Annotated in this window: 21 protein-coding genes; 5 read left to right on the top strand and 16 right to left on the bottom strand. The window is 62.5% G+C overall.

What is annotated here, in order from left to right; genetic code table 11:
* Positions 1 to 118: 118 nt before the first annotated feature.
* The 6 genes from BW992_RS26365 to aceK form a co-directional block, all read right to left on the bottom strand.
* A complete protein-coding gene (locus BW992_RS26365; protein WP_072398735.1) occupies positions 119 to 1,429 on the bottom strand; it encodes an OprO/OprP family phosphate-selective porin in 1,311 nt (436 codons plus the stop codon).
* Between the two features lie 278 nt (positions 1,430 to 1,707).
* Positions 1,708 to 1,944 carry an anti-sigma factor family protein gene (locus BW992_RS26370; protein WP_072398734.1) on the bottom strand — a complete coding sequence of 79 codons (237 nt, stop codon included), beginning with the start codon at positions 1,942 to 1,944 and terminating at the stop codon, positions 1,708 to 1,710.
* Positions 1,938 to 2,549, bottom strand: coding sequence for an RNA polymerase sigma factor (locus BW992_RS26375; protein WP_072398733.1), 612 nt, complete (start codon positions 2,547 to 2,549; stop codon positions 1,938 to 1,940). The genes BW992_RS26370 and BW992_RS26375 overlap by 7 nt, the downstream gene beginning before the upstream one ends.
* Before the next feature lie 90 nt (positions 2,550 to 2,639).
* Entirely contained in the window at positions 2,640 to 3,761 is a 1,122-nt protein-coding gene (locus BW992_RS26380) for a beta-ketoacyl-ACP synthase III (protein ID WP_076407291.1), read from the bottom strand.
* A 338-nt stretch (positions 3,762 to 4,099) separates the two neighbouring features.
* Positions 4,100 to 8,011 carry an ATP-dependent RNA helicase HrpA gene (gene hrpA / locus BW992_RS26385; protein WP_076407390.1) on the bottom strand — a complete coding sequence of 1,304 codons (3,912 nt, stop codon included), beginning with the start codon at positions 8,009 to 8,011 and terminating at the stop codon, positions 4,100 to 4,102.
* Between the two features lie 231 nt (positions 8,012 to 8,242).
* On the bottom strand, positions 8,243 to 9,964 hold the full coding sequence (aceK, locus tag BW992_RS26390; protein ID WP_072398731.1) for a bifunctional isocitrate dehydrogenase kinase/phosphatase: 1,722 nt from the start codon (positions 9,962 to 9,964) through the stop codon (positions 8,243 to 8,245).
* Between the two features lie 131 nt (positions 9,965 to 10,095).
* Between aceK and BW992_RS26395 the strand changes: the two genes are divergently transcribed.
* Positions 10,096 to 11,007, top strand: coding sequence for a DMT family transporter (locus BW992_RS26395; RefSeq protein ID WP_072398730.1), 912 nt, complete (start codon positions 10,096 to 10,098; stop codon positions 11,005 to 11,007).
* 95 nt (positions 11,008 to 11,102) lie between these two features.
* On the opposite strand, the gene BW992_RS26400 is transcribed toward BW992_RS26395, so the two are convergent.
* From BW992_RS26400 to cysK, 3 genes are all read right to left on the bottom strand, one after another.
* Positions 11,103 to 11,966: a DMT family transporter gene (locus BW992_RS26400; RefSeq protein ID WP_072398729.1), complete on the bottom strand. Its 864-nt coding sequence runs from the start codon at positions 11,964 to 11,966 to the stop codon at positions 11,103 to 11,105.
* Positions 11,967 to 12,303: 337 nt separating this feature from the next.
* On the bottom strand, positions 12,304 to 13,242 hold the full coding sequence (locus tag BW992_RS26405) for an aspartyl/asparaginyl beta-hydroxylase domain-containing protein (RefSeq protein WP_072398728.1): 939 nt from the start codon (positions 13,240 to 13,242) through the stop codon (positions 12,304 to 12,306).
* A 240-nt stretch (positions 13,243 to 13,482) separates the two neighbouring features.
* On the bottom strand, positions 13,483 to 14,457 hold the full coding sequence (cysK, locus tag BW992_RS26410; protein WP_072398727.1) for a cysteine synthase A: 975 nt from the start codon (positions 14,455 to 14,457) through the stop codon (positions 13,483 to 13,485).
* A gap of 144 nt (positions 14,458 to 14,601) precedes the next feature.
* Here cysK and BW992_RS26415 point away from each other — a divergent pair, with 144 nt between their 5' ends.
* From BW992_RS26415 to BW992_RS26425, 3 genes are all read left to right on the top strand, one after another.
* The gene (locus tag BW992_RS26415) at positions 14,602 to 15,678 is read left to right on the top strand and encodes a DUF748 domain-containing protein (protein WP_072398726.1); all 1,077 of its coding nucleotides are present in this window, start codon (positions 14,602 to 14,604) and stop codon (positions 15,676 to 15,678) included.
* A 193-nt stretch (positions 15,679 to 15,871) separates the two neighbouring features.
* Complete coding sequence (locus tag BW992_RS26420; RefSeq protein WP_053155966.1) at positions 15,872 to 16,717, top strand: AAA family ATPase; 846 nt, start codon at positions 15,872 to 15,874, stop codon at positions 16,715 to 16,717.
* Positions 16,718 to 16,751: 34 nt separating this feature from the next.
* Positions 16,752 to 17,930, top strand: coding sequence for a vWA domain-containing protein (locus tag BW992_RS26425; protein WP_072398725.1), 1,179 nt, complete (start codon positions 16,752 to 16,754; stop codon positions 17,928 to 17,930).
* 105 nt (positions 17,931 to 18,035) lie between these two features.
* On the opposite strand, the gene BW992_RS26430 is transcribed toward BW992_RS26425, so the two are convergent.
* The 7 genes from BW992_RS26430 to BW992_RS26460 form a co-directional block, all read right to left on the bottom strand.
* Positions 18,036 to 18,956 (bottom strand): biotin-dependent carboxyltransferase family protein, encoded by a 921-nt coding sequence (locus tag BW992_RS26430; RefSeq protein ID WP_072431930.1) that lies wholly within the window; start codon positions 18,954 to 18,956, stop codon positions 18,036 to 18,038.
* Complete coding sequence (gene pxpB / locus BW992_RS26435) at positions 18,953 to 19,657, bottom strand: 5-oxoprolinase subunit PxpB (RefSeq protein WP_072398723.1); 705 nt, start codon at positions 19,655 to 19,657, stop codon at positions 18,953 to 18,955. The genes BW992_RS26430 and pxpB overlap by 4 nt, the downstream gene beginning before the upstream one ends.
* Positions 19,654 to 20,406, bottom strand: a complete 753-nt coding sequence (locus tag BW992_RS26440; protein WP_072398722.1) for a 5-oxoprolinase subunit PxpA — start codon at positions 20,404 to 20,406, stop codon at positions 19,654 to 19,656. Before BW992_RS26440 ends, pxpB begins: the two co-directional genes overlap by 4 nt.
* A 54-nt stretch (positions 20,407 to 20,460) precedes the next feature.
* The gene (locus BW992_RS26445) at positions 20,461 to 21,747 is read right to left on the bottom strand and encodes an MFS transporter (protein ID WP_072398721.1); all 1,287 of its coding nucleotides are present in this window, start codon (positions 21,745 to 21,747) and stop codon (positions 20,461 to 20,463) included.
* A gap of 336 nt (positions 21,748 to 22,083) precedes the next feature.
* Positions 22,084 to 22,626, bottom strand: coding sequence for a DUF2937 family protein (locus tag BW992_RS26450; RefSeq protein ID WP_072398720.1), 543 nt, complete (start codon positions 22,624 to 22,626; stop codon positions 22,084 to 22,086).
* A 12-nt stretch (positions 22,627 to 22,638) separates the two neighbouring features.
* Positions 22,639 to 23,415, bottom strand: coding sequence for a class II glutamine amidotransferase (locus BW992_RS26455; RefSeq protein WP_072431928.1), 777 nt, complete (start codon positions 23,413 to 23,415; stop codon positions 22,639 to 22,641).
* A 33-nt stretch (positions 23,416 to 23,448) separates the two neighbouring features.
* Positions 23,449 to 23,946: an MFS transporter gene (locus BW992_RS26460; protein ID WP_076407292.1), complete on the bottom strand. Its 498-nt coding sequence runs from the start codon at positions 23,944 to 23,946 to the stop codon at positions 23,449 to 23,451.
* Positions 23,947 to 24,101: 155 nt separating this feature from the next.
* Between BW992_RS26460 and BW992_RS26465 the strand changes: the two genes are divergently transcribed.
* Positions 24,102 to 26,156, top strand: coding sequence for a S9 family peptidase (locus BW992_RS26465; RefSeq protein ID WP_076407293.1), 2,055 nt, complete (start codon positions 24,102 to 24,104; stop codon positions 26,154 to 26,156).
* Positions 26,157 to 26,344: the final 188 nt, after the last annotated feature.

The raw sequence follows: 26,344 nt of genomic DNA on the forward strand, positions 1-26,344 counted from the left end.
TGCGGATGGGGCGAGTATCGCCGATCTCGGCCTGCGCACCATAAAAAAACCCCGCCGGAGCGGGGTCGAAAGGAGCTTTAACGGATGAAGAAAGAGCTCTGTATCAAGTCAGCGCGATTCAGAACACGTACTGGGCACGGACCACGAAGCCGTCACCGTCGTCATCGCCATTGGCGTTGGTGACCTTGTCGGTCTTGGCCTTGATGTAGGCACCGGTGATTTTCACGGCTTCGTTGGCGTACCAGTTCACACCCAGGTTGTGCACCTTGGCTTCGGCATCGCCCACTTCACGGGTGGCCGAGGCCGTGGTGATGTTGTCGTCCTCGACGGTCAGGCTGTCGAAGCGATAGAACAGTTCCCAGGCACCGATGGACTTGTTCTGAGGCTTGATCGAATCGAATTTGCCGACCTTGTAGCCACGGGACTCACCGGTGAGGGTGTAGGCGCCCTGCACGTAGAAACCGTGGCCCTTGATGTCTTCGAAACCGTCGGCGTCAGCCTTGGTCTTGCGGGTGACGTATTCACCCTGGATCGAGGCCGGGCCCATGGCGAAGGCGGCTTCCAGGCCGAACGCGGTGTCACGGTCGTAGGAGCCGGCCGGCGAGTTGTTGGCACCGCCCAGTACCGGACGGTTGCCGTTCGGACCGGCATCGTTGCCGCCGAGGGTTTCCACGCCACGCATCCCCAGGCGGGAGCGATAACGCGCGTCGAACACGGTGTCGGACACGTCACGGGAAGCCACGTTCACACCGAAGTGCAGCACGTTGCCGGCGTCATGCATCGGCGCGAACACGAAACGGCCGTTGACTTGCTTGACGCTGTCGCCGTCGGTGTCGTCGGTGTCCTTGCTGAACACACCGGCCGAGGCATAGAACGAATCGGCGAAGGTGCTGGAGGCTTGCAGGCCCAGGCCGTTCTGGTGGCTGTTGGTCCAGTCGATCAGGTCGTAGGCAGCGTTGCGCTCAGGTGCGGTGACCCACTTGGAGCTGGTGGCTTTTTCCAGGCCGAAGTCGGGGTCGAAACGACCGACCTTGATCGAAACCGGCTTGAAGCCGTTGTAGGCCAGGGACGCTTCGTCGAAATAGCCGTTGTCGGAGTCGCCGCTGTTGTGGGACATGTCGTAGTTGATGGTGTAGGCCCAATCCGTGTACAGCACGCCGGACAGTTCCAGGAAGGCGCGGCGGATGTAGGCGGCATCGGCCGAATTGCCGTTGTCGGTGTAGATGCCGTCGAACTGGCTGTAGTCAGCCTGCAAACGACCGCCAAGCTTGAAGCTGAACTCTTTGTCAGTGGTGGCGACTTCAAGGCCGCCCTTGGTTTTGACCACGATATCGGCGCCGTCGGTGGTGACGGTACCGGCGAAAGCCTGGGCGGTTACTGCCATTGCCAGCGCGCTGGCGGCAAAACCTGCGAAGTGCTTACGGATCATCGAAGAATTCCCCTGTTGGTAGTCTATGCGTTAGAAAACACGCGGAAACGGGCCCGCTGGTGTTGGGAGGGGATCTTGGCGGCGGGTTGTGTCAGGCAAGTTGCCATCACATAAAGATTTCATGACAGCGGAACTTTTTACTTCGAATTGAAATAACCAGTACCACGGCCAGCCCTTGTGGGAGCGAGCTTGCTGGCGCTAGCGGTATGTCAGTGACAGCTTTTTGCCTGATACACCGCCATCGCGAGCAAGCTCGCTCCCACAGGGGCTCTCAGGACTCAGCGGATGTTTCGGCGACGCTCGGCGGCAAGCTTTTCGGCGAGGTGATCCAGATCGGGAATGGGGGGTTGGGGAAGACGCTTGAGCGTCGCCTGCATCAGGCGCATCTGGCGGATAAAACGCCGGCAGTTGGGGCAGAACATCAGGTGATGGCGCACCATCAGGCGCTCACGAAAGGTCAATTGACCATCGAGGTAATCGCTGGAGCGCGCTACTTGTTCCTTGCAGGTCAGCATTCACCGGTTTCCTCGAAATGTTCCACCGTCGCAAAGACCTTCAGCCGTGCGCGATGCAACAGCACCCGTACATTGGAGAGCGTCAGGTCCAGAAGATTACAGATTTCCTGCAACTCCAGCCCCTGCCGCTCCCGCAGGTCCAATACGCTGCCCTGCAGTTGCGACAGGCTGAGCAGCGTGTGTTCGAGGCAATCACGTAACTCGCCTTCGGTAAGCAAGGCCTCGGGCGAGTCCTGATGCCAGGCGAACGGCGCCAGCAGCCAATGGCCATCGGCGGCGAAACGATCATCCCCCACGGTGCCGTGAGGCGACGGCAGGTCATCGAGCAGCACCTCGCGACGATTCTGCTTGTAGCGCCCTTTGGCTGTGTTGGCGGTGATGGTCAACAGCCAGGTCTTGAGACTGGAGCGCCCCTGGAACCCGCTGAGATTTCGCACCACCGACAGCCAGGCGTCCTGTACCACTTCATCGGCATGACGGCTGCCGACGATGGCATAGGCCACGGCGCGCATCGGCCCCTGATAGGTGCCGACCAATTCCTTGTAGGCCTGCTGCTCGCCCGCCAGCAGGCGCTGGAGCAGCTGGGTGTCATCGATGGCCGTCATTCAATCCCCCGCTGCCTGGCAAGACTGACGATGTATTCGTGGCGAGGGGATTTATCTCCTCGTCAATGAACCGTCTCGCCGAAGTGTGGATCAACGCTTGCGCAGGATCACGCTGCCGATCGAATAGCCGGCGCCGAACGAGCTGAGCACCGCGACCGAGCCGCTGGGCAGGTCGTCCTGATACTTGTGGAACGAAATCACCGAACCGGCCGAGCTGGTGTTGGCGTAGGTATCGAGAATCACCGGTGCTTCCGCCTCGGTGGCCTCGCGCCCCAGCAGCTTGCGCACGATCAGCTGGTTCATGCTCAGGTTGGCCTGATGCAGCCAGAAACGCTTCACTTCGCCGACGTTCAGCTGGTTTTCTTCCAAGTGAGCCCCGATCAGCTCGGCCACCATCGGGCAGACGTCACGGAAGACCTTGCGACCTTCCTGGACGAACAGCTTGTCCCGGGTGCCGATGCCCTCTTCTGCCGCACGGTTGAGGAAGCCGAAATTGTTGCGGATGTTATTGGAGAACTTGGTGAGCAGCTTGGTGCTGACCACATCGAACTGGTACGGCGACGTCGCCAGGTCCGCCCGCTCGATGATCACCGCGGTGGCGGCGTCACCGAAAATGAAGTGGCTGTCGCGGTCGCGAAAGTTCAGGTGGCCGGTGCACACCTCGGGGTTGACCATGAGGATGGCCCGGGCCTGGCCCAGTTGCACGCTGTTGGCTGCCGCCTGGATGCCGAATGTGGCCGAGGAACAGGCCACGTTCATGTCGAAGCCGAAGCCCTCGATCCCCAGGGCTTCCTGGACCTCGATGGCGATGGCCGGGTATGGGCGCTGCAGGTTGGAACAGGCGACGATCACCCCGTCGATGTCGGCGGCCGTGCGGCCGGCGCGTTCCAGGGCCTGACGGGCGGCACCGACGGCCATTTCGCACAGCACCGACCACTCTTCGTTGGAGCGCTCGGGCAGGCGCGGGGTCATGCGTTGCGGGTCGAGGATGCCGTCCTTGTCCATGACAAAGCGGCTCTTGATACCGGAAGCCTTTTCGATGAACGCTGCGCTGGATTCGGTCAATGCCTCCACTTCACCCCGCTCGATGGCCTCGGCATTGTCGGCATTGAACTGCGCGACGTAGGTGTTGAAAGATTGCACCAGCTCTTCATTGGAAATGCTGTTGGCCGGGGTGTACAGGCCGGTGCCACTGATGACGACGTTATACATGGTCGTGTCTCTGATCTGTTCAGGCAGAAAGCATTGGTACAACCGTACCAATACGCAAAGGGTCTTTTCCCATCCTGGGGAAGCAGACCTGGCATCGCTTTATTCCGATCCGCCCGTGGCATTGAAGCTCAAAACCACGGGACCGGCATTTATAGGCGCGAAGTTTGCCATAAACGCTGGCGTTTGGCCCATTCTCCCTCACTTACAACACAAAACCTGTGGGAGCGAGCTTGCCCGCGATTGCGGTGTATCAGTCAACATCAATGCAAGCTGAACCACTGCTATCGCGAGCAAGCTCGCTCCCACAGGGGTCATGGGGCTACCCCCTGATTCTGCGATCAGCCCTCTACCACGCTCCACTGCTTGCCCAGGCGCTTATCGGAAATCGGCACCTTGGTTCCCAGTTGCTGTGCGAACAGCGATACCCGGTACTCCTCCAGCCACCAGCGATACACCTCCAGCTGCGGATCGCGCTTGCCTTCCTGGGCGTGCTTGGCGGCACGGGCCTGGTACTGCGCCCAGAGGTTCGACAACTCGCCGCTCCAGACCCGATCCTTCTGCACCTGGCTGCCCAGCTTTTCGAAGCGCTGCTCGACGGCCCTGAGGTAGCGCGGCAACTCCTTGAGCCACTGGTGCGGGGTTTCGCGCACGAAACCGGGGTACACCAGATGACTGATTTGCTGCTTGATGTCGTTCAGGGCCACGGCCTGGGCCAGGTCGATCTTGCCCTTGAAGCGCTTTTGAAGACCGTGCCAGAGCTTGAGGATGTCCAGGGTCAGCTTCGCCAGGCGTTCGGCGTGCTCGGTCCAGCCGCCGCGCTTGCGCTCGGCCAGGGAAGCCAGCGCGGCGCCGTCGCGGGGCAGGTTCGCTTCGCCTTCCAGTATGCAGCTGTCGAGGCTGGCCAGCAGGATGTCTTCCACCAGGCTATCGATACGGCCCAGCTCGCGATACAGCAGGCCCAGCTCCGTCAGGCCCGGCAACTTGCCTCGCAGGAACTTCGCCGTCTCGGCCAGTTGCTGCATCAGCAGCCGTTGCAGGGCGCGGCGATGCTGGAATTCGGCTTCGGCGGGGGTCGGGAAACGACCTTCCTTGACCACGCCTCCCTCTTCCACCAAAGCCGGGTAGACCGTCATCGACAACCCGGCGATCTGCTGCTGGGTTTTCTCGGCCACTGGCGCGAACACCTTGGCTTGCACCGGCGCCTGGCTTTTCGCCGTCTGGGGCACGGCCAGGGCCGCCTGGCTGGCTTCGGCAAATCGCGCCGTCAGCTCGGCCAGGTCACGGCCTTCGCCCAGGAACTTGCCCTGGCCATCGACGATTTCCAGGTTCATGCGCAGGTGGCTTTCCACCTGCTGCGCGGCTTCCGTCCAGGCTTCGTCGCTGACCCGCGCACCGGTCATGCGCAGCAGTTCACGGCCCAGCGCTTGAGGCAGCGAACCTTCGGCGAACGTGATGCGTTGCAGCGCGGCCTTGACGAAGTCCGGCACCGGTACGAAGTTCTTGCGCAAGGCCTTGGGCAGGTTGCGCACCAGGGCGATGCACTTGGCCTCGAGCATGCCGGGCACCAGCCATTCCAGGCGCTCCGGCGGCAACATGGGCAGCAGCGGCGCCGGTACGCGCAGCGTCACGCCGTCGCGCGGATGATTGGGCTCGAAGTGATAGCTCAACGGCAAGGTCAGGTCGCCGACACGCAATGTGTCGGGGAAATGCGCGGCAGTGACCTCACTGGCCTCGCGCGCCAGCACGTCCTCTTCACGCATGATCAGCAACTGCGGGTCTTTCTGGCTGTTGATCCGGTACCAGCTGTCGAAGGTCGCCGTCTGGTGGGTCTCGGCGGGCAGCCGCGCGTCGTAGAACGCGAACAGGGTTTCCTCATCCGCCAGGATGTCCCGCCGGCGGGCCTTGGCCTCCAGTTCGTCGAGCTGCTCCAGCAAGCGGGTATTGGCCCCCAGGCATTTGGCCCTGGACTGGATCTCGCCGCGCACCAGGGCCTCGCGAATGAACAGTTCCCGGGACACCACCGGGTCCACCGGGCCGTAGTGCACTGGCCGACGCCCGACCACGATCAACCCGAACAGAGTGATCTGCTCATAGGCCACCACCTGCCCACGTTTCTTCTCCCAATGGGGCTCGAAGTGGTTCTTCTTGATCAGGTGCCCGGCCAGGGGTTCGATCCAGTCCGGCTCGATCCTGGCCACCATGCGCGCGTACAGCTTGGTGGTTTCCACCAGTTCGGCGGTCATCAGCCACTGCGGACGCTTCTTGCCCAGGCCCGATGACGGATGCACCCAGAACCTTCGCTGACGGGCGCCAAGGTAGTCACCGTCCTCGGTTTTCTGGCCGATCTGGCTGAGCAGGCCCGAGAGCACCGCCTTGTGCAGTTTCGGGTAATCCGCCGGGTCCTTGTTGAGGCTCAGCTGCATGTCGCGGCAGATCAGGCTCAACTGGCGGTGGGAATCGCGCCACTCTCGCAGACGCAGGTAATTGAGGAAGTTCTTCCGGCACCAGTTGCGCAACGGGCTGGCGGTCAGGGCCTGGCGCTGTTCTTCGAAACCACGCCACAGATTGACCAGCCCGGCGAAATCCGAATCCGGATCCTTCCACTGGGCGTGGGCCTGATCGGCCGCCTGCTGGCGCTCGGGCGGACGCTCCCGCGGATCCTGGATCGACATGGCGCTGGCGACGATCAGCACTTCCTGCAGGCTGCCCAGCTTCGCCGCCTCCAGCAACATGCGGCCCATACGCGGGTCTACTGGCAGGCGCGCCAGCTGACGACCCAGTGCGGTCAATTGGCCGTTGCGGTCCACCGCCGACAACTCTTGCAGCAGGTTGAAACCGTCGCTGATGGCCTTGCCGTCCGGCGGCTCGATGAACGGAAAATCGGTGATTTCACCCAGGCGCAGGTGCAGCATCTGCAGGATCACCGCCGCCAGGTTGGTGCGCAGGATCTCCGGGTCGGTGAACTCCGGCCGCCCGAGAAAATCCTCCTCGCTGTACAACCGCACGCAGATCCCCGGCTCGACCCGCCCGCAGCGCCCCTTGCGCTGGTTGGCGCTGGCCTGGGAAATGGCCTCGATGGGCAGGCGCTGGACCTTGGCCCGATAGCTGTAGCGGCTGATGCGCGCGGTGCCGCTGTCGATCACGTAGCGGATGCCCGGCACGGTCAGCGAGGTCTCGGCGACGTTGGTCGCCAGCACCACGCGCCGGCCCGGGTGGGACTGGAAGATCCGCTGCTGTTCGGCCGGCGACAAGCGGGCATAGAGCGGCAGGATCTCGGTGTGCTTGAGCTGGGCCTTGCGCAGCATCTCGGCCGCGTCGCGAATTTCCCGCTCGCCCGGCAGGAAGACCAGCACATCCCCAGGGCTGCGGCGTTCGCTGCGCTCATGGGCGGCGATTTCATCCAGCGTGGCCAGGATGGCCTGGTCGACGGTCAGGTCGTCCTCGACCCGGTTGCCTTCCTCGTCCTGCTCCAGGGTCAGGGGCCGATACCAGGTTTCCACCGGGAAGGTACGGCCCGAGACTTCCACGATCGGAGCGTTGTCGAAATGCCTGGAGAAGCGCTCCAGGTCGATGGTGGCCGAAGTGATGATGACCTTGAGGTCGGGACGACGGGGCAAGAGGGTCTTCAGGTAGCCGAGCAGGAAATCGATGTTCAGGCTGCGCTCGTGGGCTTCGTCGACGATGATCGTGTCGTAGCGCTCGAGGTAACGGTCGTTCTGGGTTTCGGCCAGCAGGATGCCGTCGGTCATCAGTTTGACCAGTGTGTTGGCATCGCTCTGGTCTTCGAACCGCACCTGATACCCCACCAACGCTCCCAGCGGCGTCCCCAGTTCCTCGGCCACGCGGCTGGCCACGCTGCGGGCGGCGATCCGCCGTGGCTGGGTGTGGCCGATCAGGCCATGCTGGCCGCGACCGATTTCCAGGCAGATCTTGGGCAACTGCGTGGTTTTGCCCGAGCCGGTTTCGCCGGCGATGATCAGCACCTGGTGTTTTCGCAACGCGTCCTTGATTTCATCGCGCTTGGCGGCGATCGGCAGACTGTCGTCATAACGGATCACCGGCAGGCTGGCCTTGCGCGCCAGCACCTGGTCGCACGACGCCTGCATCCGCGTCACCCACTGGGCCAGTTTCGCCTCGTCGGGTTTCTTGCGCAGCTCGAGCAACTGACGCCGCAACCGGTGACGGTCGGCGAGCATGGCGTGGTCGAGGTTCTTCAGCAGTTTGTCGATAGCGGGGGCTTGGTCAGTCATCAGGTACGCAAGGGTCATCGGTTTGAGCAAGGGGCGATTGTCGCAGATTTGCGGCCATTGCGCCGAACACGCAAAGCAGCCCACCGCCACATCCTTGTGGGAGCGAGCTTGCTCGCGATAGCGGTGGTTCAGCCTCAATTGATGTTGACCGATATGCCGCCATCGCGAGCAAGCTCGCTCCCACAGGAGATTTTCGTCAAGGCTGCTTTTGTGGCGAGGGAGCCTGCCGGGTTACTCGTTGTCCAGGTCCTTGCGCCGATACGGGAACACATCGATCACCTTCCCTGCCCGGATCGCCTCTTGCAGGCCTTTCCAATAGTCGGCGTTGTACAGCTCGCCATGCATCTGGTCGAACAGTTTGCGTTGCCCGGCGTCGGCGAACAGGAAGGGCGGGAATTCCTCGGGGAAGACATCCAGCGGCCCGATGGAATACCAGGGCTCGGAAGCCATTTCGTCTTCCGGCGTGCGAGGCTGGGGGATGTGGCGGAAGTTGGCTTCGGTCAGGAAACAGATTTCATCGTAGTCATAGAACACCACGCGACCGTGGCGGGTCACGCCGAAATTCTTGAGCAGCATGTCGCCGGGAAAGATATTGGCGGCCGCCAGTTGCTTGATGGCCAGGCCATAGTCCTCCAGGGCTTCGCGCACCTGGGCTTCGCTGGCATTTTCCAGATAGAGATTGAGCGGTGTCATGCGCCGTTCGGTCCAGCAATGGCGGATCAACACGGTGTCGCCCTCGACCGACACCGTGGATGGCGCCACATCCAGCAGCTCCTCCAGGCAGGCCGGCTCGAACTTGCTCAACGGAAAGCGGAAATCGGCGAACTCCTGGGTATCGGCCATGCGCCCCACCCGGTCGACGCTCTTCACCAACCGGTACTTCTCGATCACCGTGGCGCGGTCGACGTTTTTCGACGGCGAGAAACGGTCCTTGATGATCTTGAAGACCGTGTTGAAGCCCGGCAAGGTGAATACGCTCATGACCATGCCCCGCACCCCGGGGGCCATGATGAAGCGGTCGTCGGTGTTCGCCAGGTGATTGATCAACGCGCGATAGAACTCCGACTTGCCGTGCTTGTAGAAACCAATGGACGTGTACAGCTCGGCAATATGCTTGCCCGGCAGGATGCGCTTGAGGAAGCCGATGAATTCCGCCGGCACCGGCACATCCACCATGAAGTACGACCGGGTGAACGAAAAGATGATCGACACCTGTGCCTCGTCGGTGATCAAGGCGTCGATCTGGATGCCCCGGCCCTCGCGGTGCAGCAACGGAATCACCAGGGGCCATTGGTCATCGCGGGTGAAGATCCGGCCCACCAGGTAGGCGCCCTTGTTGCGATAGAGCACCGAGGAAAACAGTTCCACTGTCAGTTCCGGGTCCTTGCAGACCCAGTCCGGCAGGTTCTCTCGTAGCTGGGCCTCCAGGCGCTGCAAGTCACCCGGCAGATCGGCGTAGTCCTCGCTGAAACGGTAATCGGCGAAGATGCTCGCCAGCATCCGGTCCAGTTGGCCCTGGGGCTTGTAGGTGCGGGTCTGGGCAGCGCGGGCCCGGCGCAGGCTGGGCCGGGTGGTGTGGATGAACATGGTGCCGTCGCTGATCAGGTCGTGGCTGAACAGGCCGCAGAAGATCGAGTTGTACCAGGTCTCCGACAGCTCGTCGTCGAAGCGCAGGTCGATCAGGCTGATGTAGGCGCTTTTCACCAGCGGCCAGCAACTGACGTCCATCAGCGCTTCGGCATCGAACGCCTGGCGCAGGCGGGTCACGGTTTCGAAGACTTTTTCTTCGTACAGGTTGATTCGTGCCGCTGACGCCGCCTGTGCCTCCTGCCACCGGGCCTGCTCGAACCGGGCACGGGCGCCGTCGGTGATCTGCCGGAAATGCTCCCGATAATCGTCGAAGCCTTCGAGGATCGAACGGGCGATATCGATGGCGGGCCATGGTTGCGGCATAGGGTGAACCTCGGCGGGTCATATTTATTGTTGGCGACTGAGCTTAGAGGCCAATCGCGCGGCAACGCAACCATTGCCATCGGTCTTCGCGGGGGCGACACTTGCCAGCCAACCACGGAAGGAACCCCCTCTTGAACCTCGTCGATCTCCTGCGTCTGCTGTCACTGGCCGCCATCTGGGGGGCGAGCTTTCTGTTCATGCGCATCATCGCCCCTGTCATCGGTACGATCCCCACCGCATTCTTTCGTGTGTCCATCGCCTTCGTCGGGTTGCTGGTGATCCTGGCGCTGATGCGTATCGACTGGAATTTTCGTGGCAAGCTGAAAGTCGTGATGGGCCTGGGCCTGATCAACTCCGGCATCCCGGCCACCTTCTATTCCCTGGCGGCCCAGGTGCTGCCGGCCGGTTATTCGGCGATCTTCAACGCCACGACACCGCTGATGGGGGTGCTGATCGGCGGACTGTTCTTCAGCGAGCAACTCACCGTGGCGAAAGTCAGTGGCGTGTTCCTCGGCCTGTTGGGCGTCGGCATCCTGACCGGCGCCGGTCCGGTGGCCTTCGACCTGCAATTGCTGATGGGCGCCCTCGCCTGCCTGATGGCGACCACCTGCTATGGCTTCGCCGGTTTCCTCACCCGGCGCTGGCTCGATCATCAAGGCGGGCTGGACAGCCGACTCTCGGCGCTGGGCAGCATGTTCGGCGCCACGGTGTTCCTGCTGCCGCTGTTCGGCTACAGCGTCATCAGCCAGCCACCGGCCAGCTGGGGCGGCTGGAGCGTCTGGCTGTCGCTGCTGGGACTGGGCCTGGTGTGTACCGCCCTGGCGTACATCCTCTACTTCCGCTTGCTCAGCGCCATCGGTCCGGTCAAATCCATGACCGTCACGTTCCTGATCCCGCCGTTCGGCGTGCTGTGGGGGGCGCTGCTGCTGGATGAGCCGTTGGGCATGGCACACCTGTATGGCGGGGTGTTGATTGCGGCGGCGTTGTGGCTGGTGTTGAAACCGGCGGCCCAGACGTCCGTTCAGGTGCCTCAGCGTCGCTGAAAATGCCATCGCCAGCAGACCCACTCCCACAAGGATCACCCTGTGGGAGCGAGGCCGCTGCGATGGCGGTCGTACAGTCACTCTCGCGCTGGTGGTCAGCGGCTTTTACGAAACACGAACGCCAGCCCGATGATAATCAGCACCATCCCCAGCACGCTCAACAACGCCAGCCGGTTGCCGAATACCAGGTAATCCATGATGGCCGTCACCGCCGGCACCAGGTAGAACAGGCTGGTGACATTCACCAGGTTGCCCCGTGCGATCAAGCGGTACAGCAACAACGTCGCCAGTACCGAGACCACCAGCGCCATCCACAACACCGGCACGATGAAACCCGCGTTGTGCTCGAAGTGAAACGGCTGGAACGGCACGAACACCGCACACAGGACAAGCCCGGCCAGGTACTGGACAGGCAGCGTGCCCAAGGGATTGTCGGTGATGCGTTTCTGCATGATCGAGCCGGCCGTCATGCTCAACAGCGCCAGCAGCCCGCACAGCATCCCGGCCAGGGACATACCGGCCAGGCCGATGCCCTGGTACACCACCATGACCAGCCCGGCCAACCCCAGCATCAGGCCGAACATCCGCTGCCAGGAGCGCTGGCGCTCCATGAGCACCACGGTAAGGATCGGCTGCACACCCATCAGCGTCGCCATCACCCCGGGCGTGACGTTCATCTGCAGCGCCAACAGATAGAAAATCTGATAGGCGCCCAACAGCACGAGCCCGGTGGCCGTTGCGTACAACATCGGTTGGCCCGCCTTGGGCAACTTGAACTTTAACACCGGGATCAAGACCACCAAGGCGCACAGGGCGATGGCAAAGCGGATCAGCAGGAACGCGAAGGGCGAAGCATGGGCCAGGCCCAGTTTGGAAAAGATCGCCCCGCTGCTCCACAGCAGGACGAACAGGCTCGTGGAAGCCGCCGCCAATAAGGCGTTTCTGGAAAGGAAAAACATGAATACCACCTGTTATCAGGCAAAGAGCCAACTCAGCCGAAGCTGAAGTCCAGTAGTTTTTTCAGGCGGGCACAGGGAACGGCAACGACGGCCGATCAGCCCTGAACGCCAACACCTGGCGGTGATACGACGGCGTACACCGCAGGGCTACTGACAGGTGGAGGGTATTGACCGATCTGCCCACGCTGCTGGTCCCCGCACGGCACGACGCCAGCGTTCAACGCTGGAACCACAACCGCGATGACAGGGGATACAGACATGAGTCGATCTCTGGAAGGATGGGTTTGATAACCCGAGAGCGCCGACTATAACCAGCGCTCGAGGTGCAATGCAATGCTCAGACGAACAACCAGTAGCCCAATGCCGTCAGCACCGCTACCGCCAGGACGGGTCGCATCACGCGGTAGGCCTTGGGATGCTGGCGCTTCCACTGCTTGACCCGGCCACTGATACCGTCGCTGAACGACTTGCTCCAGGCATAGGCCCGGTTGATACCGCCGACATGTTCGTCGTCCAGGTTCTGCGGCGCGGTGGCACGTCCCAGGAAGGCGCTGATGGTGCGGTTGAGGCGCGTCATCAGTTGGCTTTTCAGCGGCCGCTCGACATCACAGAACAGGATCACGCGGGTCTGGGGTGTTTCATTCTTGACCCAATGCACATAGGTTTCGTCGAACATCACGTCTTCGCCATCGCGCCAGGCGTAGATCTGGCCGTCGACAAAGATCCGGCAATGTTCGGAGTTGGGTGTGGAAAGCCCCAGGTGGTAGCGCAGCGAGCCGGCAAACGGGTCGCGATGGGGATTCAAGTGGCTGTCACCCGGAAGCAGGGCGAACATGGCGCCCCGGACGTTGGGAATGCGGTTGACCAATTCCACGGTCCTGGGGCACAGCTGCTCGGCCGACGGTAACGGCTTGTCGTACCACTTGAGGTAGAACCGCTTCCAGCCCTTCTTGAAGAACGAGCCGAAGCCGGCGTCGTTGTTCTTTTCGGCAGCCCGGATGTATCCCTCGTCGAACAGGCGCATGGCCTCGTCGCGAATGACCTGCCAGTTGTCCTTGAGCACATCCAGTTCCGGGAACTTGCTGCGGTCCAGATAGGGTTTGGAAGGCACTCCGGAGAACAGGTACATCAAGGCATTGTAAGGGGCGAACAACGCCGAGTGGTTGACGAACTGGCGCAACACCGGCAGGCGTGCCCTGCCGCGCAGGTGCACATAGAGGGTACTGCCTATGAACACCAGCAAGACCGACGCCTTGGCGACGAACGAAACGGTCATTTTCAAACTCCTTGTCAAAAACTTAAGCGACGCCAATTGCCCGACGTAGCCGAAGGCCATAGTAAAGATTCATGGCCCGGGTAAAAACCGTCCGACGCAACATTCTCTGTTGAGTAAAACGCAATAAACCCTTCTAGCATGCGTCAGCTGAACCAAGGCTGACGCCAGCAAACATTGTCCTCTGGTTCTCGCGGCGAGGGGATATCCCCTCGTCGCCTCAGGCTTGCTTTCAACCCGACGTCACTGCTGGGTCTCCTGTTCGGTGAACAGGTCGCTGAACAGCATGCTCGACAGGTACCGCTCGCCGGAATCCGGCAGGATCACCACCAGGGTCTTGCCCTGCATCTCCGGTTTTTCCGCCAGGCGCACAGCCACGGCCATCGCCGCGCCACAGGAGATGCCGCAGAGAATTCCCTCCTCCTGCATCAGTCGCAAAGCCATGGCCTTGGATTCGTCGTCGGTGACCCGCTCGACCTGGTCGACCATCGTCAGGTCGAGATTCTTCGGCACGAATCCCGCCCCGATTCCCTGGATCTTGTGGGGGCTTGGCTTGATTTCCTGGCCTGCCATCGCCTGGGTGATCACTGGCGAACTCTCGGGCTCCACCGCCACCGACAGGATCGGCTTGCCACAAGTGTTCTTGATATACCGTGAAACCCCGGTAATGGTTCCGCCGGTGCCCACGCCCGCGACCAACACATCCACTGCGCCATCGGTGTCGTTCCAGATTTCCGGGCCGGTGGTTTTTTCGTGGATGGCCGGGTTCGCCGGGTTATCGAACTGTTGGGGCATGAAATAGGTGTCGGGGTCGCTGGCGACGATTTGCGTGGCCTTCTCGATGGCCCCTTTCATCCCCTTGGCCGGCTCGGTCAGCACCAGCTCGGCGCCAAGGGCCTTGAGCACCTTGCGTCGTTCGATGCTCATGGACGCCGGCATGGTCAGCATCAGCTTGTAACCACGGGCCGCAGCCACGAACGCCAGGCCGATGCCGGTGTTGCCCGAGGTGGGCTCGACAATGGTCATGCCCGGCTTGAGCCGGCCCGTGCTTTCCGCGTCCCAGATCATGTTCGCACCGATCCGGCACTTGACCGAATAGCCCGGGTTACGCCCTTCGATCTTGGCCAGGATGGTCACGCCCCGCGGGGCGATGCGGTTGATCTGCACCAATGGCGTATTGCCTATGGAATGGGCGTTATCAGCGTATATACGGCTCATGGCTGGGTCCTTAATGCGGCGTGAATTCAAGCGACTAAAGGTATGCCTGTTGCCCCTGGGCGTCCAGTTGCACCGAACGTCCGCCTGTCACGACAGTCAATGGCTTTGGGGGTGTTCTCAAGAACAGGCTGGAGACTCAATGACATGAAACGTCGATACAGCTGGCCACTGTGGGCCGTCGCCGCCATCGTTGCGCTGCTGGTGACCCTGCACCTGGCCCTGCCTTACCTGGTGCGCGACTACCTCAACGATCGGCTGGCCGACATGGGCGACTACCGTGGCCGGATCGCCGATGTGGACCTGGCGCTCTGGCGCGGGGCCTACCGCATCAACGGCCTGCAGATCGTCAAGGTCGACGGCAAGGTCCCGGTGCCGTTCGTCGATGCACCGTTGATCGACTTGTCGGTGAGCTGGCATTCGCTGTGGTACGACCATGCGGTGGTGGCACAGGTGGAGTTCACCCACCCCGAGGTGAACTTCGTCGACGGCGGGGCCAACCGCCAGAATTCCCAGACCGGCCGGGGCACCGACTGGCGCGAACAACTGGGCAAGCTGCTGCCCATTACCCTCAACGAGGTAAGGCTAAACGACGGCAAGGTCACCTTCCGCAATTTCAATTCAAAGCCACCGGTCAACCTGCGGGCCACCAACGTCAACGCCAGTTTCTATAACCTGACCAACGTGGTGGACACCGAGGGCAAGCGCGACGCCCGCTTCGAGGGCAAGGCGCTGGTGGCCGAGCACGCCCCGCTGGAAGTCCAGGCCACGTTCGACCCGCTGAGCAATTTCGAGGAATTCGAGTTCCGCCTGCGGGCCAGGAACATCGAACTCAAGCGCCTGAACGACTTCGCCGCGGCCTACGGCAAATTCGATTTCAATGCCGGCCATGGCGACCTGGTGATCGAGGCGCAAGCCGAGAACGCCAGGCTCAGCGGCTACATCAAGCCCTTGCTGCGGGACGTGGATGTGTTCGACTGGCAGCAGGATGTGGAGAACGAAAAAAAGAACATCTTTCGCTCGGTCTGGGAAGCCTTGGTGGGCACGGGCGAGACGGCGCTCAAGAACCAGCGCAAGAACCAGTTCGCCACCCGGGTGGAACTCAGCGGCAACGTCCACCAGCAGGACATCAGCGCTTTCGAGGCCTTCCTGCAGATCTTGCGCAACGGTTTCGTCCAGGCGTTCAACGCCCGCTATGAACAACCGGCACCCTCGACCGAGTAAGGTCTGCGTCTTTCTGTGGCGAGGGTAGCCCCATGCAGATACGCCGAGACCGAGTCAGCATGTGACGCTCCATTCAGAGACTGAATACAGCGTCTGCGTTCACAGTCGGCGGGACGTCGCGTTATAGTCGGGCATGGCATTTATTTCGCGCCCCGCCTCGTCCAGGCCGGCGCTCCCGTTCGAGGAATCGCAGATGAAGTTCGAAGGCACCAGCGCCTATGTGGCTACCGATGACCTGAAACTGGCCGTCAACGCCGCCATCACCCTGGAGCGGCCACTGCTGGTCAAGGGCGAACCGGGCACCGGCAAGACCATGCTGGCCGAACAACTGGCGCAGTCCTTCGGGGCGCGGTTGATCACCTGGCACATCAAGTCCACCACCAAGGCCCACCAGGGCCTGTACGAGTACGACGCGGTCAGCCGGCTGCGGGATTCGCAGCTGGGCGTGGACAAGGTCCACGACGTGCGCAACTACCTGAAGAAAGGCAAGCTGTGGGAAGCCTTCGAGTCCGAAGAACGGGTGATCCTGCTGATCGACGAGATCGACAAGGCCGACATCGAGTTCCCCAACGACCTGCTGCAGGAACTCGACAAGATGGAGTTCTACGTCTACGAGACCGACGAAACCATCAAGGCCAAGCAGCGCCCGATCATCATCATTACCTCCAACAATGAAAAGGAGCTGCCGGACGCCTTCCTGCGCCGCTGCTTCTTCCATTACATCGCCTTCCCCGATCGCGCCACGCTGCAGAAAATCGTCGACGTGCACTACCCGGACATCAAGAAGGACCTGGTCAGCGAAGCGCTGGACGTGTTCTTCGACGTGCGCAAGGTGCCGGGCCTGAAGAAGAAACCTTCCACCTCCGAACTGGTGGACTGGCTCAAGCTGCTGATGGCCGACAACATCGGCGAAGCGGTGCTGCGCGAACGCGATCCGACCAAGGCCATCCCGCCGCTGGCCGGCGCACTGGTCAAGAACGAGCAGGACGTGCAACTGCTGGAGCGCCTGGCGTTCATGAGCCGTCGCGGTACTCGCTGATCCGCTTCGGTTAACAAGAGCGAGGGCGATTGCCATGCTGCTGAACCTGTTCAATGAGATGCGCGCCGCCAAGGTGCCCGTGTCCGTGCGTGAACTGCTGGACTTGATCAACGCGCTGAAGCAGCGGGTGATCTTCGCCGACATGGACGAGTTCTATTACCTGTCCCGGGCGATCCTGGTGAAGGATGAACGGCACTTCGACAAATTCGACCGGGCGTTCGCCGCGTACTTCAATGGCCTGGAAAAACTCGACGACCATCTCCAGGCCCTGATTCCCGAAGATTGGTTGCGCAAGGAGTTCGAGCGTTCGCTGACCGACGAAGAGCGCGCGCAGATCCAGTCCCTGGGTGGCCTGGACAAGCTGATCGAAGAATTCAAGAAACGCCTGGAAGAACAGAAGGAACGCCATGCCGGCGGCAACAAGTGGATCGGCACCGGCGGCACCAGCCCATTCGGCTCCGGCGGCTTCAACCCCGAAGGTATCCGCGTCGGCGACGCGGGCAAGCGCCAGGGCAAGGCCGTGAAGGTCTGGGACCAGCGCGAATACAAGAACCTCGACGACCAGGTCGAGCTGGGCACCCGCAATATCAAGATCGCCCTGCGCCGGCTGCGCAAGTTCGCCCGCCAGGGCGCGGCCGAAGAGCTGGACATCGATGGCACCATCGACCACACCGCCCGGGATGCCGGTCTGCTGAATATCCAGATGCGTCCGGAACGGCGCAACACCGTCAAGCTGTTGCTGCTGTTCGACATCGGCGGTTCCATGGATGCCCATGTGAAGATCTGCGAGGAACTGTTCTCGGCCTGCAAGACCGAGTTCAAGCACCTGGAGTATTTCTACTTCCACAACTTCGTGTACGAATCGGTGTGGAAAAACAACCTGCGCCGCACCTCGGAACGCACGTCGACCCTGGACCTGCTGCACAAGTACGGTCCCGACTACAAGGTGATCTTCATCGGCGACGCCGCCATGGCGCCCTATGAAATCACCCAGGCTGGTGGCAGCGTCGAACACTGGAACGAAGAAGCCGGCTACGTGTGGATGCAGCGCTTCATGGAAACCTACAAGAAGCTCATCTGGATCAACCCTTATCCCAAGGACACCTGGGGTTATACCGCCTCGACCAATATCGTGCGGGAACTGGTGGAGGATCGGATGTATCCGCTGACCTTGCGGGGGTTGGAAGAAGGGATGCGGTTTCTGTCCAAGTAGACGCTTTGGTGCCTTTCAGGGCCTCATCGCGAGCAAGCTCGCTCCCACACGGGATCTTCATCACACAAAAGATCCCCTGTGGGAGCGAGCCTGCTCGCGAAGCTTTTAGCGCTTGGCAAACACCTGCAAACACTCCACCTGCTGGCGATGCGCGACCTCCTGCACCATCGGCCGCAGCCGTACCTGCGTACCGGGCAGGCACTGCGCCAGGCGAGCCAGGGCCAATGGCGTCAAGGCACCCAGGCGCGGGTAGCCGCCGATGGTCTGCCGATCGTTGAGCAGCACAATCGGCTGGCCGTCCGGTGGCACCTGCACGGCGCCCAGGGGGATGCCTTCGGAGATCATCGAGGGCCCCTGATATTCCAGCGCCGCGCCCAGCAACCGGATGCCCATGCGGTCGGCGCGACTGTCCAGCGTCCACGGGGTATTGAACGCGTCGAACAGGCTTCGCCCACTGAATGCGCCATTCTGCGCCCCCAGGATCAAGTCCAGCGGCTGCGCTTGCTGGAAGTCCGGGATCAGCGAGTGCGGCATGGGCCGCGGCGCCGCCACGCCGGAGTAAGCCAACCGAGCCCCGCGCTCCAGCGCCCGCCCGCGTCCATCCAGGCCGCCAAGCTCTTCGCGCACTACCGTCGCTCGGCTACCCAGCACCGCCGGCGCATCGAATCCGCCGGGGGCCGCCAGGTAGGCGCGGGCACCGAGCACCGGCTGAGTGAAGCTCAGCGTCTGGCCCCTGCGCAGGCCGAAATAGCGCCATGACGCCACGGCCTGACCGTCGATCCGCGCCCCCAGGTCCGCCCCGGCGATCGCCAGCACGCAATCACCTTCGGCCACCACGGTGAAACCACCCAGGGTGATCTCCACCACCGCTGCGTCCAGCGCATTGCCCAGCATCCAGTTGGCCCAGGTCATCGACAACCAGTCCGCCGCCCCGCCCTGGGTCACACCCAGATGGCGGACACCGAAACGGCCGGCGTCCTGCAACAGGCACAGCGCAGTGCTGGCCTCGATCGATAGGCGACTCATGCCTGCGCCTCCAACGGTGTGTCGTCGCCACCCAGGGCGATGAATTCGGCATGGCCCACGGCCTCGAAACGCACCGTGTCACCGGGCCGCATCAGGCTGTAGCCGTCACGTTCGCGGTCGAACAGCCTGGCCGGCGTGCGGCCGATCAGGTTCCACCCTCCCGGCGACACCACCGGGTAGGCCGCGGTCTGCCGCTCGGCGATCCCCACGCTACCCGCCGCCACCCGTTTGCGGGGCGTATCCAGGCGCGGCGCGGCCAATACCTCGTCCACCAGGCCCATGAAGGCGAATCCCGGGGCGAATCCGAGGGCGAAGACCTGGTATTCGCGTTCGCTGTGACGACGGATCACCTGCTCCACGCTCAACCCGCTGCGACGGGCCAGCAGTCCCAGCTCCGGACCGACACTGGGGTCGTACCAGACCGGCAATACATGGCGCTGGCCGACGGAGCGGGCGTCCGGCGACAGGTTGTCCAGCGCCTGGACGATCAGTTCCCGTGCCTGGGCCGGGCTGAGGGCCAGCAGGTCGTAATGCACCATCAAGGTGGTGTAGGACGGCACCAGATCGATCAGGTGCCCGCCGAACCCCTCGCGCAGACGCTCGCTGGCGGCGAGCATCCAGGGCATGTTGTCTTCGGCGATGGCATCGAACAGGCGCACCATCAGGCAGTCCACCGCCACCACTTCCACGCGTGGCTTCATGGCGTGCTCTGCCGGTCCAGAGCCTCGCGGATGCGTTGCACGGCCGCCACCGAACTGGCGTTGTCACCGTGCACGCACAAGGTGTTGGCCCGCAGGTGCAAGGCGCTGCCGTCGCTGGCGGTCAGCGCATCGCCACGGGCGATGGTCAGGGCCTGGGCGATGATGACCTGGGCATCGTGGTGCACAGCCCCAGGCAGTTGCCGCGAGACCAGGCGACCGGCGCTGTCATAGGCGCGGTCGGCGAAGGCCTCGAACCACAGGGTCACGCCATATTCATCCCCCAGGGCCTGCGCGGCGCTGTTGTCCCGGGTGGCCATCAGCATCAACGGCAGTTCCCGGTCATAAGCGGCCACCGCCTGGATCACGGCGCGCAGTTGCGCCGGGTTGGCCATCATGTCGTTGTACATCGCCCCGTGGGGCTTGACGTAGCTGACCCGCCCGCCCTGGGCCCGGCAGATACCATCGAGGGCGCCGACCTGATAATGCAGCAGATCCTGCAGTTCCTGGGCGGTGTAGGCCATGGAACGCCGGCCGAAGCCCACCAGGTCCTGATAGGCCGGATGCGCACCGATCCTGACGCCGTGGCTCAGGGCCAGGCCGACGGTCTTGCGCATGATGCTCGGGTCACCGGCGTGGAACCCGCAGGCGATGTTGGCGCAGTCGATGAAGGGCATCACCTCCGCGTCCAGACCCATGGTCCAGCTGCCGAAGCTCTCGCCGATGTCGCAGTTCAATAGCAGGCGGTTCACGTGAACGCTCCTGTAGATTTTGAGCACTGGGGCCTGTGCCCCACAGATTAACAGTTACTCGGCTTCCAGCTGCTTGCCTTGGGTTTCCGGCAGGCTCAGGGCTGCCAGGATCACCACGCCGTAGGACACCGCCGCGAACGCACCGATACCCACGCTCAGCGGTACTTTCTGGCTGAGCAGGCCGATCAACAGGGGGAACAAGGCCGCTACCGCACGCCCGATGTTGTAGCAGAAGCCCTGTCCCGAACCCCGGATTCGCGTGGGAAACAGCTCGGTCAGGAACGAGCCCATGCCACTGAACATGCCGGAAGCGAAGAACCCCAGGGGAAAGCCCAGCCAGAGCATCACGTCGTTGCTCACTGGCACCTGGGTGTACAGCAACACGATGGTGAACGAGCCGATGGCGTAGAGCACGAAGTTCTTCTTGCGCCCCAGGATGTCCGACAGGTAGGCACTGATGACATAGCCGATGTAGGAACCGACGATCACCATCGCCAGGTATCCGCCGGTGCTGAGCACGCTCAAGCCACGCTCATTCTTGAGGAACGTCGGCAGCCAGGAAGTGATGGCGTAGTAGCCACCCAAGGCACCGGTGGTCAGCAGGGAGGCGCGGATCGTGGTGAACAGGATGCCGGGAGCGAAGATCTCGTAGAACTTCGCCGGGTTCTGCGGCGTCAGCCGGGCCTTGGTCTGGTTATAGACTTCCGGGTCCTTGACCAGCCGACGGACGAAAATCACGAACACCGCCGGGACGATGCCGAGGATGAACAGTGCCCGCCAGGCATCTTCCGGTGGCAGCACCGAGAACAGCAGAGCATACAGGATCGCCGTCATGCCCCAGCCCAGGGCCCAGCCCGACTGCACCATGCCGACGGCCTTGCCGCGGTCCTTGGCGCGGATCACCTCGCCCATCAATACTGCGCCGGCGGTCCATTCGCCACCGAAGCCGAAGCCCATCAGCGTGCGGGCGATCAACAGTTGCTCATAGTTCTGGGCGAAGCCACACAGGAAGGTAAAGAACGCAAACCACAGCACCGTCAGTTGCAGGGTACGCACCCGGCCGATACGGTCCGAGAGAATCCCCGCCACCCAGCCGCCGATCGCTGAAGCGATCAGGGTACTGGTGTGGATCAGCCCGGCCTGGCCGGTGGTGATGCCCCACATCGCGATCAGGGTCGGCACCACGAAACTGAGCATCTGAGTGTCCATGCCATCCAGGGCGTAGCCGATCTTGCAGCTCCAGAACGTGCGGCGCTCCTGCTGGTTGATGTTGCGATACCAGTCGAACGGGCCGGACCGGGCCTGGGGCTGGGGGACGCCGAGGGTGTCGGGTGCACTCATGGTGGTTCTCCACGGTTTTATTGTTCTAAGCCTCGACGATGCACGCAGAGACCGGTTGCCCTCGATTCTTGAGCGCGCACGCCATCGCGTCCAACGAATAAAACCTTGGCCGGGTCATAAGAAAAATTTGATTGGTCAGGATGTGGGCCTGGCTGGCAAGTCTGCCCGGGCACCCTTGTGGCGAGGGGATTTATCCCCGCTGGGGCGCCAAGCGCCCCCTGTAAGGCCACCACAGTGTGTCAGGCAGGATCATTTCCATTGCTGCATCGGGGGGGGGCCGCTTCGCTGCCCAGCGGGGATAAATCCCCTCGCCACAGGAGTACTACGAACGCGATGTCAGAGCCCGCGCAGGTCCCGCTCTTCGATCGGCCGGCTCTGGCGCAGGCGCTTGCCGCCCAGCACCACCCAGTCGATCAGACGGAACAGGCATTCGAGGCCGAAAGACAGCAGCATGGCCCCGCCGATGCCCCAGAGCATGGCTTCGGGGGTCAGCAGGATCTGGTAGCTGTAGCCGTTCCAGGTTTCCTTGCGAATGTCCGGATCGGCGGCCAGCGCCACCTGCAGCACTCGGATGTACCACGGCCCCTGCATCGCCTGGAACTGTTTGTCCAATGCCTGCTGGCGCACCAACAGGGTGTTCAGACTGTCGGCATCGCTGCGAAAGATCGGGTCTTCGCTGGCGCGATAATGGGCCACCAATGCCTGCATGTCGCCTTTGAAAAACTGGTTGGCGGTGTCCTGGAAGCCGCGCAGGCCCGTCTGGGCTTCGATCAGGTGCGCCTCGACCCGCTTGGCGTAATCGTTGACGAACCCCGGCACCTGCACCCCCACCAGCAGGCCCACCGCAAACAACACAAGCCGTAGATAACTGAGCAACATAACGTGACGTCCTTATTCGGTATGGCCATGGCTGACACATTCGCCGCGCCGCCACAGGCTCCATTGGCCCGGTTCGTAGCGGGTCCAGGTTTCGTTTTCGGTCAGGGGTTCGGTGGCGATCACCGTGACCACGTCGTTGGGCGTGGTTTCGGCCTGGAAATCCACGATCACGTCCACATCCTTGAGGCGCGCCGGGCCAAACGGTGCACGACGGGTGATCTGGGCCAGTTTGGTCGAGCAATAGCAGAACAGCCAGTCGCCATCGCTGAGCAGGCAGTTGAACACACCCTTGCTGCGGTATTCGCTGCAGGCCTGGATCAAGGACGGCAGCAACGACTCCACCTCGACCGGCTCCGGAAAGGCCTGGCGCACGCGGTTGAGCAGATCGCAGAACGCCGCTTCGCTGTCGGTATCGCCCACCGGCCGATAGAAACTGGCCTGGGGCTGGAAATCGGCGAGCTGGCCATTGTGGGCGAAACACCAGTTGCGCCCCCACAACTCACGCACGAACGGGTGCGTGTTGGACAGGCAGACCTTGCCCACATTGGCCTGGCGGATATGCCCGATCACCACTTCGCTCTTGATGGGATAACGTTGCACCAGGTTCGCCACTTCCGATTCGCTGCTGGCGGCCGGGTCCTGGAACAGACGCAGGCCACGCCCCTCATAAAAGGCGATGCCCCAGCCATCCCGGTGCGGGCCGGTCTTGCCGCCGCGCTGCATCAGCCCCGTGAAGCTGAACACGATGTCGGTCGGCACATTGGCGCTCATGCCCAATAACTCACACATGCTCGGACTCTCGCTTGAAGGGGGCAGGCCTGGCTACAGACGCGGTTCGATACGCGAACGCTGAGGGTTTCCCGGCACCGGCGGGCGACCGTAACGGTCATCCCCGGCCACGCCGAACGGGGGTGCATCCTCCAGGTCATCGGCGGCGGCAGCGGCTTTCGCGGCAGCGGCCCGCTCCTTGCGAGCGTTGGCGGCACGCTCGATGGGGAAACGGATCAGTACCACGATCAGGTAGAGGCCGAAGGCAATCATGCCGTACATGAACAGATCGGACACCGCCCGCCAGGCGTTGTTGCCGACCTTGAACAGCACGTCCAGGGCCACGATGGCCAGGGCCGGGGCGACCTTTTCCTTTACCGGGTCGACGATGGTGGGGCTGAACAGCAACACGGCCATCAGCAGCCGCAACGGCTCGCGCAACCAGCGCCACATGAAACGCGTCATGCGCATCCATACCAGCAGGCAGCCCAGCGCGGCGAAGGCGTATAGGCCCCAGGCGATCAGATAGTCGTTCTCGGTCATGGTGTCCATGGCAAGGCAGGCAAATAGGCGCTTATAGTAACGGCTTTTCGCGCTTGAGGCTGCCCCGGCGTCTGCCCGGTGAGCTGTGTGGACAGTCCGACCGGCCAACAGAACTAATCGCACAGGTCACCTGTCCTTTTTCGTACAACGTTCGAGAGTCTTTCATGCCCCTATCTGCCCACGTTTCCAACGCCCCGATTGCCCGCAGGGACATCGGCGTCGACCCGTATGCCTGGCTGCAGGAGCGCGACACCGAGGCGGTGCTCGACTATCTCAAGGCCGAAAACAGCTACCAGGAGGCGCAACTGGCCGACCAGGCCGAACTGCGCGAAACCCTGTTCCAGGAGATCAAGGGGCGGATCCTCGAGACCGACCTGTCCCTGCCCTCCCCTTGGGGGCCATACCTGTACTACACCCGCACCACCGCCGGCGATGAGTACCCGCGCCATTACCGCTGCCCGCGTCCGGCCGACGACAGCCTGACCGTGGACGAGAGCCGCGAGCAACTGCTGCTGGACCCGAACGAACTGGCCGGCGGCGGGTTCTTTTCCCTGGGTGCGTTCAGTATCAGCCCCGATCATCAGCGCCTGGCCTACAGCCAGGACACCTCGGGCGATGAGATCTACACCCTGTTCGTGAAGGAGTTGTCCAACGGCAAGGTCAGTGAACTGTCCTTCGAAAACTGCGACGGCAGCATGACCTGGGCCAACGACAGCCTCACGCTGTTTTTCGGCGAGCTGGACGATACCCATCGGCCTCACAAGCTCTGGCGTTATCGGTTGGACGGTACCGCCGCCGAGGAAGTGTTCCATGAGCCGGACGGGCGTTTCTTCCTGCATTGCTACCGTTCAAGTTCCGAGCGGCAACTGATCCTGTCCCTGGGCAGCAAGACCACCAGCGAAGTGTGGGTGCTGGACGCGGCGCAGCCCCAACAGCCCTTCACATGCCTGGCGCCCCGGGTGGAAGACCACGAATATGACGTGGACCACGGCCTGCTCGAAGGTCAATGGACGTGGTTTATCCGCAGCAACCGCGACGGCATCAACTTTGCCCTGTACCAGGCACCCGACACCGGCGTGGCGCCGGTCGAGGCCGATTGGCAGAACCTGATCCCCCACAGCGACACGGTGATGATCGACGGCCTGAGCCTGAACGCCGGCGCCATGACCTTGAGCTTGCGCGAGGGCGGGCTGCCCATCATAGAAGTTCACCCACAGGGTTTGCCGGCATATCGGGTGCAATTACCGGACGCAGCCTACAGCCTGCATGTGCAAAACAGCCTGGAATTCGTCAGCGAGCGTATCCGCCTGCGCTATGAGGCCCTGAACCGTCCGGCGCAGATCCGTCAGTTGCAGTTGGCCAGCGGCGAACAGGTGGTGCTCAAGCAAACCCCGGTGCTGGGCCCGTTCGATGCGGACGCCTATGTCAGCCAGCGGCTTTGGGCGAGCGCGCCGGACGGCACGCAAGTACCCATCAGCCTGGTGATCAAGCGCGAAGCCCTTGGCCGGCCGGTGCCTTTGTACCTCTATGGCTATGGCGCCTACGGCGAGAGTCTCGATCCGTGGTTTTCCCATGCCCGGCTGAGCCTGCTCGATCGCGGTGTGGCGTTTGCCATCGCCCATGTACGCGGCGGCGGCGAACTGGGAGAAGCCTGGTATCGCGCGGGCAAACAGGAGCACAAGCACAACACGTTCAGCGACTTCATCGCCTGTGCCGAGCACCTCATCGCCCAGGGTTTCACCACGGCCGAGCAGCTGGCAATCAGCGGCGGCAGCGCCGGAGGCCTGCTGATCGGCGCGGTGCTCAACCAGCGTCCGGAGCTGTACAAGGTCGCCATTGCCGAAGTGCCGTTCGTCGATGTGCTCAACACGATGCTCGACCCGGACCTGCCATTGACCGTCACCGAATACGACGAATGGGGCAATCCCGAGGAGCCGGCGGTCTATGATCGGATCAAGGCCTACGCCCCGTACGAGAACGTCAGCGCCCAGGCCTATCCGGCGCTGCTGGTGATCGCCGGGTACAACGACAGCCGCGTGCAGTATTGGGAAGCGGCCAAGTGGGTGGCGAAATTGCGTGCCACCAAGACCGACGACAATCCGTTGCTGCTCAAGACTGAACTGGGCGCTGGCCACGGTGGCATGAGCGGTCGCTATCAGGGATTGCGTGACGTAGCGCTCGAATATGCGTTTGTGTTGAAGGTTTTGGGGCTGGTCTGAGGAACTCTGTGGCGTGGTCGGGTCTTAGGCTCTGTACGAAAAGTCTCGAAACACAGGTCAGGCGAGGCAGTTATTCAACGCAGCATGAACGAGTATCAAGGCTTTTCGTACAGAGCCTGGCTCCCTGTACCACTCCCCCCAAGGCGATATAGGGTTTGCCCGCGATAGCGATGTGTCAGTCAATATCG

Source organism: Pseudomonas sp. 7SR1, assembly GCF_900156465.1.
In the GTDB taxonomy this organism is placed as follows: Bacteria; Pseudomonadota; Gammaproteobacteria; order Pseudomonadales; family Pseudomonadaceae; genus Aquipseudomonas.